At 62.9% G+C, this 12,577-nt stretch carries 15 protein-coding genes; 9 read left to right on the top strand and 6 right to left on the bottom strand.

The window, feature by feature from the left end; translation table 11 throughout:
* Positions 1–145: 145 nt before the first annotated feature.
* Genes yaaA through tapT form a run of 3 tightly spaced genes read right to left on the bottom strand, consistent with a single transcriptional unit; the run spans position 146 to position 3,119 of the window.
* A complete protein-coding gene (yaaA, locus tag PG879_RS00510; RefSeq protein ID WP_201926731.1) occupies positions 146–919 on the bottom strand; it encodes a peroxide stress protein YaaA in 774 nt (257 codons plus the stop codon).
* Between the two features lie 32 nt (positions 920–951).
* Positions 952–2,061, bottom strand: coding sequence for a PilT/PilU family type 4a pilus ATPase (locus tag PG879_RS00505; RefSeq protein ID WP_201926733.1), 1,110 nt, complete (start codon positions 2,059–2,061; stop codon positions 952–954).
* A 23-nt stretch (positions 2,062–2,084) separates the two neighbouring features.
* Positions 2,085–3,119 (bottom strand): type IVa pilus ATPase TapT, encoded by a 1,035-nt coding sequence (gene tapT, locus PG879_RS00500; protein WP_010673050.1) that lies wholly within the window; start codon positions 3,117–3,119, stop codon positions 2,085–2,087.
* 39 nt (positions 3,120–3,158) lie between these two features.
* Between tapT and PG879_RS00495 the strand changes: the two genes are divergently transcribed.
* The 5 genes from PG879_RS00495 to PG879_RS00475 all read left to right on the top strand — a co-directional run bounded on the left by PG879_RS00495 (position 3,159) and on the right by PG879_RS00475 (position 6,122).
* Positions 3,159–3,860 (top strand): YggS family pyridoxal phosphate-dependent enzyme, encoded by a 702-nt coding sequence (locus tag PG879_RS00495; RefSeq protein WP_203764125.1) that lies wholly within the window; start codon positions 3,159–3,161, stop codon positions 3,858–3,860.
* 125 nt (positions 3,861–3,985) lie between these two features.
* A complete protein-coding gene (proC, locus tag PG879_RS00490; protein WP_270829599.1) occupies positions 3,986–4,810 on the top strand; it encodes a pyrroline-5-carboxylate reductase in 825 nt (274 codons plus the stop codon).
* Between the two features lie 23 nt (positions 4,811–4,833).
* Positions 4,834–5,385: a YggT family protein gene (locus tag PG879_RS00485; RefSeq protein WP_010673053.1), complete on the top strand. Its 552-nt coding sequence runs from the start codon at positions 4,834–4,836 to the stop codon at positions 5,383–5,385.
* Entirely contained in the window at positions 5,385–5,684 is a 300-nt protein-coding gene (gene yggU / locus PG879_RS00480; protein WP_043153029.1) for a DUF167 family protein YggU, read from the top strand. The genes PG879_RS00485 and yggU overlap by 1 nt, the downstream gene beginning before the upstream one ends.
* Positions 5,685–5,702: 18 nt before the next feature.
* The gene (locus tag PG879_RS00475) at positions 5,703–6,122 is read left to right on the top strand and encodes a DUF4426 domain-containing protein (protein WP_043153031.1); all 420 of its coding nucleotides are present in this window, start codon (positions 5,703–5,705) and stop codon (positions 6,120–6,122) included.
* Between the two features lie 75 nt (positions 6,123–6,197).
* Here PG879_RS00475 and PG879_RS00470 read toward each other — a convergent pair whose 3' ends face one another.
* The 3 genes from PG879_RS00470 to PG879_RS00460 all read right to left on the bottom strand — a co-directional run bounded on the left by PG879_RS00470 (position 6,198) and on the right by PG879_RS00460 (position 7,904).
* Complete coding sequence (locus PG879_RS00470; protein WP_270829596.1) at positions 6,198–7,028, bottom strand: CPBP family intramembrane glutamic endopeptidase; 831 nt, start codon at positions 7,026–7,028, stop codon at positions 6,198–6,200.
* A 161-nt stretch (positions 7,029–7,189) separates the two neighbouring features.
* Positions 7,190–7,480, bottom strand: a complete 291-nt coding sequence (locus PG879_RS00465) for a hypothetical protein (protein WP_039039963.1) — start codon at positions 7,478–7,480, stop codon at positions 7,190–7,192.
* 49 nt (positions 7,481–7,529) lie between these two features.
* A complete protein-coding gene (locus PG879_RS00460) occupies positions 7,530–7,904 on the bottom strand; it encodes a YacL family protein (RefSeq protein WP_039039964.1) in 375 nt (124 codons plus the stop codon).
* A gap of 206 nt (positions 7,905–8,110) precedes the next feature.
* Between PG879_RS00460 and PG879_RS00455 the strand changes: the two genes are divergently transcribed.
* The 4 genes from PG879_RS00455 to PG879_RS00440 all read left to right on the top strand — a co-directional run bounded on the left by PG879_RS00455 (position 8,111) and on the right by PG879_RS00440 (position 12,577).
* On the top strand, positions 8,111–9,226 hold the full coding sequence (locus PG879_RS00455) for a sugar diacid recognition domain-containing protein (RefSeq protein WP_270829595.1): 1,116 nt from the start codon (positions 8,111–8,113) through the stop codon (positions 9,224–9,226).
* A gap of 120 nt (positions 9,227–9,346) precedes the next feature.
* A complete protein-coding gene (locus PG879_RS00450; RefSeq protein WP_270829594.1) occupies positions 9,347–10,609 on the top strand; it encodes a GntP family permease in 1,263 nt (420 codons plus the stop codon).
* A 9-nt stretch (positions 10,610–10,618) separates the two neighbouring features.
* Entirely contained in the window at positions 10,619–11,752 is a 1,134-nt protein-coding gene (locus PG879_RS00445; RefSeq protein WP_104455232.1) for a glycerate kinase, read from the top strand.
* 261 nt (positions 11,753–12,013) lie between these two features.
* Positions 12,014–12,577 carry an NnrU family protein gene (locus PG879_RS00440; protein ID WP_103857977.1) on the top strand — a complete coding sequence of 188 codons (564 nt, stop codon included), beginning with the start codon at positions 12,014–12,016 and terminating at the stop codon, positions 12,575–12,577.

Genomic DNA, 12,577 nt, shown 5'->3' with positions numbered 1-12,577 from the left:
TTGCTGTCTGCTGCCTGGGGGAGTGGCCTGAGAGAGGCGCAGAAAAAAGCCGACGCAAGGACGTCGGCCAACAAAAAGTGCTTACAACAGAGGATTCACAGAGTCAGACCCGAGGATCTCCGACTTGGTTCCCTTGAATGTGTAATTAATTTTCAGCGCGCTTGAACATCAGGGTATTGGCGTCGGACTCTTCCGGTACGAAGTAGTAGCCGTCGGCATTGAAACCGGTCAGCTGTTCCACCCGGGTGAGCCGATGCTTGATGATGTGGCGTGCCATCATGCCGCGGGCCTTCTTGGCGTAGAAGCTGATGATCTTGAACTGGCCGTTCTTCTCGTCCTTGAACACCGGTGTGATGATGCGCCCCTGCAGGGCTTTCGGGCGCACCGACTTGAAATACTCGTCGGAGGCGAGGTTGATCAGCACGTCGTCCCCCTGGGCCGCCAGCGCCTTGTTCAGGTGCGCAGTGATGATGTCGCCCCAGAACTGGTAGAGGTCCTTGCCGCGCGGGTTGTCGAGGCGGATCCCCATCTCCAGGCGGTAGGGCATCATGAGGTCAAGCGGCCGCAGCACGCCATAAAGGCCGGAGAGCATGCGCAGGTGGGCCTGGGCGAAGTCGAGGTCGGCCTCGCTGAAATCTTCTACGGCCAGACCGGTGTAGACGTCCCCCTTGAAGGCCAGCAGCGCCTGGCGGGCGTTGGCCGGCGTGAAGTCAGGCTGCCACTCGGCAAAGCGGGCGGCGTTGAGGCCGGCGAGCTTGTCGCTGATCTTCATCAGGCTGGCGATCTGGTCCGGGCTCAGTTGACGAGCCCGGGTGATCAGTGCTGCGGAGTGGTCCAGCAGTTCGGGTTGGGTGAAATGGGAGGTCACCAGGGGTGACTCGTAATCCAGCGTCTTGGCCGGGGAAACCACAATCAGCATAACTGTCCTTTACTAGCGATGACGCACGCCCCTCAATCATCCAGGGTCACGTTGTCGAGAGTGCCTGCGCCCAGCTGCTCGCGACCCGACAGCTTGATGAGCAGTCGCAGGTCGTTGGCGGAGTCGGCATGGGCAAGGGCCTCACTGTAGCCAATTTGGCCGGCGCAGAACAGGGTGAACAGCGCCTGATCGAAGGTCTGCATGCCGAGCTCGCCGGATTTGGTCATCACCTCCTTGAGTCTGTGCATCTCTCCCTTGCGGATGATGTCGGTGACGAGCGGGGTGTTGAGCAGGATCTCGAAGGCGGCGACCCGGCGCTGCCCATGAGCGGAGGGGAGCAGCTGCTGGGCGACGATGGCGCGCAGGTTGAAGGAGAGATCGAACAGGAACTGGCGGTGCTTCTCCTGGGGGACCAGATGCAGGATGCGATCCAGCGCCTGGTTGGCATTGTTGGCGTGCAAGGTGGCGAGGCAGAGGTGCCCCGTCTCGGCGAACTGGATGGCGAACTCCATGGTCTCCTGGGAGCGGATTTCACCGATGAGGATGACATCCGGGGCCTGGCGCAGGGAGTTTTTGAGGGCGACATCGAAGGATGCGGTGTCGATCCCCACCTCCCGCTGGGTCACCAGACAGCGATCGTGCTGATGGACGAACTCCACCGGATCCTCCACCGTCAGGATGTGGCCGTCACCGTGCTGGTTGCGAAAGCCGATCATGGCCGCCTGGGTGGTGGACTTGCCGGCACCGGTGGCGCCGACGAAGAGCACCAGCCCGCGTTTGGCCATGGCGACCTCCTGCAGGATGGGAGGCAGCACCAGCTCGTCAAAGGTGGGGATGCGGGTCTCGATGCGGCGCAGCACCATGCCCGGCATATCCTGTTGCCAGAAGGCGCTGACCCGAAAGCGCCCCAGCGAGCCTCGCTGGATGGCGTAGTTGGCCTCGCGGGTGTGCAGGAAACGCTCGAAGTGGGTCTCGTCCAGGCTCTCCCTGATCAACGCCAGCGCCGTCGTATTGTCGAGGGGGACTGGTCCGAGCGACACCAGACGCCCGTTGACCTTGAGGGTCGGGGGAGCATCGACCGTGATGAAGAGATCCGAGCCCTTTTGTTCAACCAGTGCGGCGAGCAGAACATCCATGTTCATGGCGACTCCTTGGGTGTGCGAGCTTAAATGGTATTGGGATCGACCGCCTTGGCCTTGGCATCAAGGGAGGCGACGACCCCCCGGTTGACCAGCTGCTTGAGGCTCTGGTCCATGGTCTGCATGCCGTGGGTCATCCCGGTCTGGATGACGGAATAGAGCTGGGCCACCTTGTCTTCCCGGATGAGGTTTCGCACCGCCGGGATCCCCAGCATGATCTCGTGGGCCGCCACCCGGCCGCCACCGATACGCTTGAGCAGGGTCTGGGAGATGACCGCCCGCAGGGATTCGGAGAGCATGGAGCGCACCATGTCCTTCTCCGAGCCGGGGAAGACGTCGATGATACGGTCGATGGTCTTGGCGGCCGAGGAGGTGTGCAGGGTGCCAAACACCAGGTGACCGGTTTCAGCGGCGGTCATGGCGAGACGGATGGTTTCGAGGTCCCGCATTTCACCTACCAGGATGATATCCGGGTCTTCCCGCAGGGCCGAGCGCAGGGCGTTGCTGAAGCTCTTGGTGTCGCGGTGTACTTCCCGCTGGTTCACCAAGCAGCGCTTGTTCTCGTGCACGAATTCAATGGGGTCCTCGATGGTGAGGATGTGGTGGTGGAAGTTGTCATTGATGTAATCGACCATGGCGGCCAGGGTGGTGGATTTGCCCGAGCCGGTGGGCCCAGTCACCAGCACCAGGCCGCGAGGGTACTCCGCTATCTTGCGAAATATCTCCGGCGCCCCCAGATCGTCCAGGGTCAGAACGGTGCTCGGGATGGTACGAAACACGGCGCCCGAGCCGCGCGCCTGCTGGAAGGCATTGACCCGAAAGCGTGCCATGCCGGGTACTTCGAAGGAGAAGTCCACCTCGAAGTTCTCCTCCAGCTCCTTGCGCTGGTGGTCATTCATGATGTCGTAAATGAGAGCATGGACTTCCCGGTGATCCAGGGCGGGCAAATTGATCTTGCGAACCTCCCCATCAACCCTGATCATCGGGGGGACCCCGGCCGAGAGGTGTAGATCCGAGGCCTTATGCTTTACACTGAATGCCAATAACTCTGTGATATCCATAGATTTGTTATTCTCCCATCACAAGATTACGAACGAAATATGAGCCAGATTGCCCAGCACCTGCTTCAGGTAAAGGAACGTATTGTAGAGGCTGCCCGGCGTGTTGGCCGCAGCCCAGATCACATCCAGTTGCTTGCTGTCAGCAAAACCAAGCCGCTGTGGGACATTCAGGCTGCCTATGCCGCCGGTCAGCGGCGCTTTGGCGAATCCTACGCCCAGGAGGCCGCGCTCAAGATTGATGCCTTGCGCGAGCAGAACGCCTGTACAGAAATAGAGTGGCACTTTATCGGCCCGCTGCAATCGAACAAGTCCAAGCTGGTGGCGGAGCGGTTCGACTGGGTTCAAAGTGTCGATCGCGACAAGCTCATCGAACGCCTCAACAACCAGAGACCGAGTGGGCTCGCGCCGCTAAATATCTGTCTGCAAATCAATATTAGCGGAGAGAGCAGCAAATCCGGTACGTCGGAGCAAGAGATTTTCCGCCTGGCCTCCCTGGTGGCCCAGAGCGAGCGGCTGCGGTTGCGCGGCCTGATGGCCATCCCCGAGCATACCCGCGACGAGGGGGTGCTCGCGGCCCAGATGGCGCGCATGCAGGCTCTGTTCACCGAGCTTGCGCAACAATACCCGAGCGTCGACACCCTTTCGATGGGGATGACCGAGGATCTCGAGCCGGCCATTGCCCATGGCAGTACCATGGTGCGGGTCGGGACCGCCATCTTCGGGGCCCGCGACTATTCATGAGCAAGAGCCGGGGCGAGAAACACCCCCGGTCGTGCTTTTTTTTCAGGTAAACAGGCGCGTGTGATGCTGTCAGCCCGCACAGGTTGGGTCGGCATCCGCTGCGATGTCAGTAACAGGAGTGTTTGATGCAGCAGAGAACCCTCGCCTTCATCGGGGCAGGCAACATGAGCCGCAGTATCATTGCCGGCCTCATCCAGGCGGGTTACCCGGCAGAGCGTATCATCGCCGCCAATCCCAGTCGCCCCAAGCTGGACGAACTGGCCAGCCAGTTCGGCATCCGTATCACCCAGGACAACGCCGAGGCGGCCCGGGAGGCTGAGGTGATCGTACTGGCGGTCAAGCCCCAGCTGATGGCGGGCATGCTGACGGCGCTGGTGGCCGAGCTTGGCTCGCTGGATGGCAAGTTGCTCATCTCCATCGCTGCCGGCATTCGCGTCGCGCGCTTGCAGGAGATGGCAGGCGGTCACGATCGCATCATTCGCACCATGCCCAACACCCCCTCCTTGCTGGGGCTGGGGATGACCGGGCTCTATGCACCGCCCGCCATCGGGCAGGCCGATAGGGCGGTGGCCGAACAGATGATGCAATCCGTGGGCAAGACCCTCTGGGTGGATGAGGAGGCCAGTATCAACGGCGTCATCGCGGCGGCGGGCAGTGCCCCGGCCTACTTCTTCCTGTTCATGCAAGCGATTGCCGAGGAGGCCGAGGCCATGGGCTTTACGCCAGAGCAGGCCCGCCTGCTGGTGCAGCAAACCGCCCTGGGGGCGGCCGCCATGGTGGAGCAGAATCCCGATCTGTCGCTGCAGACCCTGCGCGAGCAGGTGACCAGCAAGGGCGGGACCACGGCCGAGGCCGTCAAGACATTCCAGGAGCAGGGGCTGATGCCGCTGACCGCAAGAGCCATGCAGGCGGCCGTTACCCGGGCCGGCGAAATGGAAACCCTTTTCTGAATCCCTTTTAGCAAGGAGCCCGGATGAACACGGCTTACTTTTTGATTAACACTGTCTTTGATCTCTACCTCATGGTGGTGCTGCTGCGGGTCTGGCTGCAGTGGGCGCGGGCCGACTTCTACAACCCCATGAGCCAGATGGTGGTCAAGCTGACCAACCCGCTGGTGGTGCCCCTGCGCCGCGTCATCCCGGGTTTTGGCGGGCTGGACATGGCCTCTGTGCTGCTGGCGCTGCTGATCGCCTTTGGCAAGTTGGTCCTGCTCAAGAGCATGAATGTGCTGCAGGCGGACTGGCTCACTCTCTGTCTGTTTGCGACGCTCACCGTGTTGAAGAAGGCGGGTTCCATGATCTTCTGGATCCTGCTGATCCGCGCCATCCTGAGCTGGGTCAGCCAGGGTCGCAACCCCATTGAATACGTGATGCACCAGCTCACTGAACCCTTCCTGGCCCCCATTCGCCGCATCCTGCCTGCACTGGGCGGGCTGGATCTCTCCGTGCTGGTCGCCTTCATCGCGCTGCAGGCCATCAACTACCTGATGGGGGATCTGTTCGGCCAGTTGTGGTGGATGATCTGATGCCCGCCGTCCTGCTGGAAGGGGACGAGCTGGTGTTGCATCTGATCATCCAGCCCAAGGCGAGCCGGGATCAGATCATCGGATTGCACGGTGACGAGTTGAAAGTGGCCATCACGGCACCGCCGGTGGATGGTCAGGCCAACAGTCACCTGATCAAGTACCTGGCCAAGCAGTGCAAGGTGGCCAAGGGGCAGGTTCGCATCCTGCGGGGGGAGCTGGGTCGGCACAAGACGGTCGCCATCGACGCGCCAAAGCAGATCCCCGCCGAGATTGCCGCTCTGCTCGATAATCAGGGTTGATACGAGAGGGATGACATCATGAAAACAGCCTGGATGAGTTGCCTGCTGGCACTCCTGATGACGCTGCCGCTGCGGGCTGAGCAGATGCAGGAGCTGGGCCCCTGGAAAGTGCACTACAGCGCGTTCAACTCCAGCTTCCTCACCCCCGAGGTAGCCAGGACCTATGGCCTGGAGCGCAGCCGCTATAACGGCATCGTCAATATCGCGGTGCAGAACAAGCAGGGGGTGGCACAGGCGGTGGGGATCAGCGGCGAAGCCCGCAATCTGACCGGCACCCTTCGCCCCCTGAATTTTCAGGAGGTGAAAGAGGGGAATGCCATCTATTACCTGGCAGTGCTGCCCTATCGCAATGAGGACACCTACCAGTTCACCCTGAAGATCATGGGGGAGGGGCTGCAGCAGACGCTGACCTTCCAGCAGACCTTCTACGTCGACTAGATTGCAGGGTGAATGCAGATGCCCTGCCCCTACGGGGGCGGGGCATTTTTTTGCCCGGTGAACCTGTGCTCGACGTCAGTGGCTGGCCAGGGGATAGGTAAACAGGGCCAGGTGGGCGAAGTTGAACAGGAAGTGGAGCAGGATGGCGACACTGAGGCGCCCGCTCAGCTGGAACGCCAGGCCATAGCAGGCCCCCGCCAGCGCGGCGAACAACACCAGCAACGGGCCACCGGCAAGATGGGCTGCGCCGAACAGCAGGCTGGCGACCAGGAGACCTGCCCAGGGCGTGCTTCGGCTTGCCACCCCTTGCTGGATGCATCCCCGGAACAGCGCTTCTTCCGCCACACAGGTGAACAGCAGGTTGTTGAATGCGAACAGCCACCACCAGTGGGGCAGTCCCGCTTCGGGTTTGAGGGCGCCCAGTTGCCAGGCGGTGATGAGCAGGGCCGCGAGCGGCAGGATGAGCAGGGCCAGCGGCCGCCAGCGCATCGTTCCACCCGGGCCGAGCAGGCCGGGGATGGCCAGCAGCAGGGCGAAGAAAATGAGCGGCTTGTCCAGATTGAGGTAGAGGGTGAAGGGCACGCTGGCCGGGCCCGCCTGTACCTTGTCGAGCACCCTGAGATTGTCAAAGCCGGGCACCAGATGCAGCGTCAGGGCGAGGGACCACAGCAGGACCAGCGTCAGTGCGACGCCGCGCCAGGGTGGGGGCAGGGTGGGGGTACGCCAGGCCAGCAGCAGACCGGCGAGGCTGACAAGAGCGGCGAGGGGCGCGAGTCGCTCAAGCCAGAGGGCGGTGGGCAGGGCTAGTCCCAACAGGAGCATGCCGGACCTGGTTCGGCGGGCGAGGCAGCAGAGTACGGCGAGCCCCAGGACGAGCCAGATGAGGATATCGGGGAGTGGTAACATCGAGTCTCCTTGTACGAATGAAGGGCGCACCTTAACGATCCCCATGGTCTGGTTCAAGGAAAAGGGACTGGCCGGCAGAAGACGCGCAATGAAAAGCCGGAGCTGGGCTCCGGCTTGAGCGGCGGCAAGATGCCACCGAGAGAGGCGATGGCCTTCCCGTATCAGCGACCGGACTCGGCGATGACTCGGGCGATGATGTCGGCGCGTTTGCTGGCTTCCAGCTCGCCCAGGGCGATGAGACCGGCCTTGAAGATGACGTTCTTCGGCAGACTGACGTCATCCAGAGTGGTGATGGCCTCGACGTGCATGCCGTTCAGGCGGCTGGCATCGCGCGGGCTCAGGTTGACCTGGGTGTTCAGCACCTGCTTGCCCTTCTTCTTGGGCTGTGCGGGTTTCTTCGGTTGATCCAGCTCGTCTTCCGGCAGTTCGTCATCAAAATCGTAAATGGACATAGTCAATCCTGTTGGGTTGCAAGGGGCATGCTCGCCCGAATGGGGGTAATCAGCCCATATCCTCGTTGCGGATAAAGGCGCGCCAGGAGCCGAGTACCTGGGCAAAATCTTCCAGCCCGCACATGGCCAGCTGTTCATCATCGTAGTAGGCGAGATCGTCGAGATCCTCGTCCTGCTCGATATTGAGGACATTGGCCTTCACCTCGGCTTCCTCGTGGGTCAGCAGCAGGGAGTAGTCGCCCCCCAGCAGCCGGTATTCGGTGCGGGCCCGGCTGGAGAGCTGGTCGATGATGGCGAACAGCTCGTCGAGCTTCTCCTCGTCCTTGCCCACCTCGTCGATCAACCACTGGCCGATGGCTTCATGGCCCATGGAGAACCGGGCGCGATAGCCACCGAACGGGTCGCGGCGAAATTCATAATCCATAGCGGAGTCCATATCGGAGGGTGAAACCACCACGGCGCAAAGCGGCATGATGCCGGATCCTTGATCCATGGTGGGGCACTGATAGCGTAAAGTGGCCTATTCTAGCGATCCCCCCCGCGCTTGTCTTGATGATGTGGGATCTTTAACGGGTGATCCCGGTGATGGCGCACGCCGGGGACCCTGTCAACGAATGGTATGGAGAGGCAATGCAGCTCAACGACGCGCTCGCGCATCAGATAGTCAGCCGGGCGATGAAGATCCTCTCGTTCTCGGTCAACGTCATGGATGAGCGGGGACTCATCATTGCGTCCGGCAATCCGGAGCGGCTGCACCAGCGCCACGAGGGGGCCGTGCTGGCCCTGACCGAGAACCGGGTGGTGGAGATAAGCGAGGCCACCGCCCGGGAGCTCAAGGGGGTGAGGCCCGGCATCAACCTGCCCATCGCCTATCAGGGGGAGCTGCTCGGCGTCATCGGCATCTCGGGGGATCCGGACATCGTGCGTGCTTACGCCGAGCTGGTGCGTATGACCGCCGAGCTCATCCTGGAACAGGCGGCACTCACCGAGCAGTTGCAGTGGGACAAGCGCCACAAGGAGGAGCTGGTGTTGCAGCTCATTCGCGGCGAAGGGCGGGCCGATCAACTGCAACAGGTGGCCCGCTTCCTCGAGCTGGATCTCGCCCAGCCCCGGGTGGTGGCCGTGCTGGCGCTGGAGGAGGCCGAGCCTGCCCAGGTGAGGGAGCTGGTTCACCTGCTGGAAAACCCGGAGCGGGACAACCTGGTGGCCATCAACGGCCTGGACGAGATAGTGGTGCTCAAACCCGCCCAGCTCAGCGACGGCGTCTGGCAGTCGGCGCAGGAGCGCAGCCGGATCCGGCAGCTGCTCTCCCGTATTCCCCATTTCAAGGTTCGCATCGGTGTGGGTGATTACTTCGCCGGCATCCCCGGGCTGGCGCTCTCCTACCAGACGGCGCGAGACACCTTGCACCGTGGCATGCGCCAGTCGCCCCGCAAGCAGGTCTATTTCTTCGAGGATTACCGGCTTTCAGTGCTGCTCGGCACCCTGGCGGACTCCTGGCAGGCGGATCAGCTACGGGCTCCGCTGCAAAAGCTGGCGCAGGAGGACACAAAGGGAACGCTGCAAAAGACGCTGCGCCAATATTTCTTGCAGGATTGTGATCTGCATCCCTGTGCCGAAGCCCTGTTCATTCACCCCAACACCCTGCGTTATCGACTGACCCGGATAGAGCAGATAACCGGCTTGAATTTCAACAAGTTAGATGACAAGTTTCTGCTCTATCTCGGGCTCAGTCTCGATAGCTGATTTGTCTTTTCCAACAAAAACACAAGGCCGGTAAATGCTTTTTTTTGGTTTTATGGCCAAAGCATTCCAGGCGGGGATCCCCATAATGGCGCCACTCATTACAACAACAAGGTGCCCGTCATGATCCCAGTCTCCGCGCTCGGCGCGCTCGCCGCGCTCTCCATCGCCATCTTCCTCATCCTGAAGAAGGTGCCCCCCGCTTACGGCATGATTGTCGGTGCCCTGGCCGGTGGCCTGATCGGTGGCGCCGACCTGACCCAGACCGTTGCCTTGATGATCGGCGGCGCCCAGGGGATCACCACGGCGGTGATGCGGATCCTGGCGGCGGGTGTGCTGGCCGGGGTGCTCATCGAATCGGGCGCCGCCACCACCATCGCCGAGACCATCGTCAAGAAACTCGGCGAAACCCGCGCCCTGCTGGCCCTGGCGCTGGCCACCCTGATCCTGACCGCGGTCGGCGTCTTCGTGGACGTGGCCGTCATCACGGTCGCCCCCATTGCGCTGGCCATCGCCCGCCGTGCCGATCTCTCCAAGGCGGCCATCCTGTTGGCGATGATAGGCGGTGGCAAGGCGGGCAACGTCATGTCTCCCAACCCCAACGCCATTGCGGCAGCCGATGCCTTCCGCCTGCCTCTCACCTCGGTGATGGCGGCGGGCATTATTCCCGGCCTGTTTGGTCTGGTGATGGCCTACTGGCTCGCCAAGCGCCTCAACAACAAGGGCAGCAAGGTGGCCGCCGACGAGGTGGTGAGCTTTGACGGTGCCAAGTTGCCCAGCTTTGCCGCCGCCATCAGTGCGCCCCTGGTCGCCATCCTGCTGCTGGCCCTGCGTCCCATCGCCGGCATCGTGGTGGACCCGCTCATTGCGCTGCCCCTCGGCGGCCTGGTGGGGGCCCTGATGATGGGCAAGTTCACCAAGGTGAACCAGTTTGCCGTCTCAGGCCTGGCCCGCATGGCGCCGGTGGCCATCATGCTGCTGGGGACGGGGACCCTGGCGGGCATCATCGCCAACTCCGGCCTGAAAGATGTGCTCATCAGCGGCCTGACCGCCTCCGGTCTGCCCTCCTATCTGCTGGCCCCCATCTCCGGTGCCCTGATGTCGCTGGCGACCGCCTCGACCACGGCCGGGACCGTGGTGGCCTCCAACGTGTTCAGCGCCACTCTGATTGAACTGGGGATCAGCAGCCTGGCAGGGGCCGCCATGATCCACGCCGGCGCCACCGTGTTTGACCACATGCCCCACGGCTCCTTCTTCCATGCCACCGGCGGCAGCGTCCACATGGGCGTCGGCGAGCGACTCAAGCTCATCCCCTACGAAACCGCGGTCGGTCTGACCATCGCCGTTGTCTCCACCCTGATGTTTGGCGTGTTTGGCCTCGCCTAAGGAACTGATATGAAAATTGTGATCGCCCCCGATTCATTCAAGGAGAGCCTGAGCGCCATGGCGGTGGCCGATGCCATCGAGGCCGGTTTCAAGCAGGTGCTGCCGGATGCCACCTACGTCAAGCTGCCCATGGCCGATGGCGGCGAGGGGACGGTGCAGTCTCTGGTGGATGCCACCGGTGGTCGCATCCTGCCAGTCGAGGTGACCGCCCCCCTCGGCAACAGGGTGCAGGGCTTCGTGGGCCTGCTGGGGGATGGCAAGCGGGCCGTCATCGAGATGGCGGCGGCCTCCGGCCTCCATCTGGTGGCGCCCGAGCTGCGCAATCCGCGGCTCACCTCCAGTGTCGGCACCGGGGAGCTGATCCTGGCTGCGCTGGAGATGGGGGTGGACCACCTCATCCTCGGCATCGGCGGCAGCGCCACCAATGACGGCGGTGCCGGCATGATCCAGGCACTCGGCGGCAAGCTCCTGAAAGCAGATGATACCCCCATCGCGCCGGGCGGTGCCGGTCTGGCCGAGCTGGCCACCATCGACCTGAGCGGGCTGGATCCCCGTCTGAGCGGACTCACCATCGAGGTGGCCTGCGACGTGGACAATCCGCTGTGCGGCCCGAAAGGGGCGTCCGCCGTGTTCGGTCCGCAGAAGGGGGCAACTCCCGAGATGGTGGCCGAGCTGGATGCCAATCTGGCCCGTTACGCGGACTGCATCGAGCAGGCGCTTGGCAAGCAGGTGAAGGAGATCCCGGGAACGGGGGCCGCAGGCGGCATGGGGGCAGCCCTGGTGGGGCTGCTCGGTGCCGAGCTCAAACCCGGCATCCAGATCGTGATCGAGGCGCTGAAATTGGCCGATGAAGTGGCCGATGCGGATCTGGTCATCACCGGCGAGGGCCGCATCGACAGCCAGACCATCCATGGCAAGACGCCCATCGGGGTAGCTCGTTGTGCCAAGCAGTTCGGCAAGCCGGTGATCGGCATCGCCGGATGCCTCACCGATGACTGCGGCGTGGTGCACGAGCACGGACTGGATGCGGTGTTCGCCGTGGTCAATCGGGCCATGTCCCTGCCGGAGGCGCTGGCCACCGCCACCACCAACCTGCAGCTCACGGCCCGCAACGTGGCGGCTCTCTACCTGCTGCGCAAATGACCCTCTCTCCTGGCCGATGCGGTGCATCGGCCTGACCTTGCCCCGTGCAGCAGAGTGAGCGGCCCGGCGTGGCACCTCTGACGCACTTGCCGATCCTTGGGTCGGCTTTTTTTATTATCCTGCTGTCTTTCATATGGTTTTTGTATTCTGACAAGGGGCTTTGCGGCATAGTGATCTCCCGACAGTGAGGGAGCCACGAGAAACAAGGCCCGCCTGAGGGAGGGCTTCCCATTCCGGGGGGCAATATGCGAGGTGCGAGCCATGATCCTGCTGACCCTGGGGGTGGTGTTGTTCACCCTGACTCATCTTTACCCCTGTTTTGCGGCACAGCACCGCGCCCGTCTGCGGGCTCGGCTGGGGGAGAACCGCTACAAGGGGCTCTTCTCGCTGCTGGTGTTCGTCGCCATCGGCTGCATCCTCGCAGGCTGGCGCAGTGCCAGCCCCATGCCTCTCTATTTTCTGCCTGTCTGGGGGCCCACCCTGGTGATGGGGATCATGCCGATCGCCCTTGTCCTGCTGTGTGCGGGGCAGGGGGCGAACCATTTCCGCCGTTGGCTGGTGCATCCCCAGCTGCTCGGGGTGCTGCTCTGGTCGGGGGCCCATCTGGCGGTGAACAGCGAGGCGCGTTCTCTGGTGCTGTTTGGCGGGCTCGGTCTCTGGGCTCTCATCAGCATCGTCTGGATTTCGATGCGGGAGTGGGGTCGTCACCCCCGTGCCGCCGCCACCTGGCAGGGGACGGGGATCAGTCTGGGTGCGGGGCTGGCCCTCACGGCTCTGCTTATCTTCTGGGGACACGGCTGGCTGACCGGGATCCCCCTGCACTGA

The sequence above is a fragment of the Aeromonas sp. QDB63 genome (assembly GCF_027707425.1).
GTDB lineage: Bacteria > Pseudomonadota > Gammaproteobacteria > Enterobacterales > Aeromonadaceae > Aeromonas > Aeromonas caviae.
This window is presented reverse-complemented; position numbering and strand designations above follow the sequence as displayed.

Excerpts from the sequence above, each read along its gene's own strand:
- yaaA (WP_201926731.1), bottom strand. The coding sequence starts at position 919 with ATGCTGATTGTGGTTTCCCCGGCCAAGACGCTGGATTACGAGTCACCC.
- PG879_RS00505 (WP_201926733.1), bottom strand. The coding sequence starts at position 2,061 with ATGAACATGGATGTTCTGCTCGCCGCACTGGTTGAACAAAAGGGCTCG.
- tapT (WP_010673050.1), bottom strand. The coding sequence starts at position 3,119 with ATGGATATCACAGAGTTATTGGCATTCAGTGTAAAGCATAAGGCCTCG.
- PG879_RS00495 (WP_203764125.1), top strand. The coding sequence starts at position 3,159 with ATGAGCCAGATTGCCCAGCACCTGCTTCAGGTAAAGGAACGTATTGTA.
- proC (WP_270829599.1), top strand. The coding sequence starts at position 3,986 with ATGCAGCAGAGAACCCTCGCCTTCATCGGGGCAGGCAACATGAGCCGC.
- PG879_RS00485 (WP_010673053.1), top strand. The coding sequence starts at position 4,834 with ATGAACACGGCTTACTTTTTGATTAACACTGTCTTTGATCTCTACCTC.
- yggU (WP_043153029.1), top strand. The coding sequence starts at position 5,385 with ATGCCCGCCGTCCTGCTGGAAGGGGACGAGCTGGTGTTGCATCTGATC.
- PG879_RS00475 (WP_043153031.1), top strand. The coding sequence starts at position 5,703 with ATGAAAACAGCCTGGATGAGTTGCCTGCTGGCACTCCTGATGACGCTG.
- PG879_RS00470 (WP_270829596.1), bottom strand. The coding sequence starts at position 7,028 with ATGTTACCACTCCCCGATATCCTCATCTGGCTCGTCCTGGGGCTCGCC.
- PG879_RS00465 (WP_039039963.1), bottom strand. The coding sequence starts at position 7,480 with ATGTCCATTTACGATTTTGATGACGAACTGCCGGAAGACGAGCTGGAT.
- PG879_RS00460 (WP_039039964.1), bottom strand. The coding sequence starts at position 7,904 with ATGGATTATGAATTTCGCCGCGACCCGTTCGGTGGCTATCGCGCCCGG.
- PG879_RS00455 (WP_270829595.1), top strand. The coding sequence starts at position 8,111 with ATGCAGCTCAACGACGCGCTCGCGCATCAGATAGTCAGCCGGGCGATG.
- PG879_RS00450 (WP_270829594.1), top strand. The coding sequence starts at position 9,347 with ATGATCCCAGTCTCCGCGCTCGGCGCGCTCGCCGCGCTCTCCATCGCC.
- PG879_RS00445 (WP_104455232.1), top strand. The coding sequence starts at position 10,619 with ATGAAAATTGTGATCGCCCCCGATTCATTCAAGGAGAGCCTGAGCGCC.
- PG879_RS00440 (WP_103857977.1), top strand. The coding sequence starts at position 12,014 with ATGATCCTGCTGACCCTGGGGGTGGTGTTGTTCACCCTGACTCATCTT.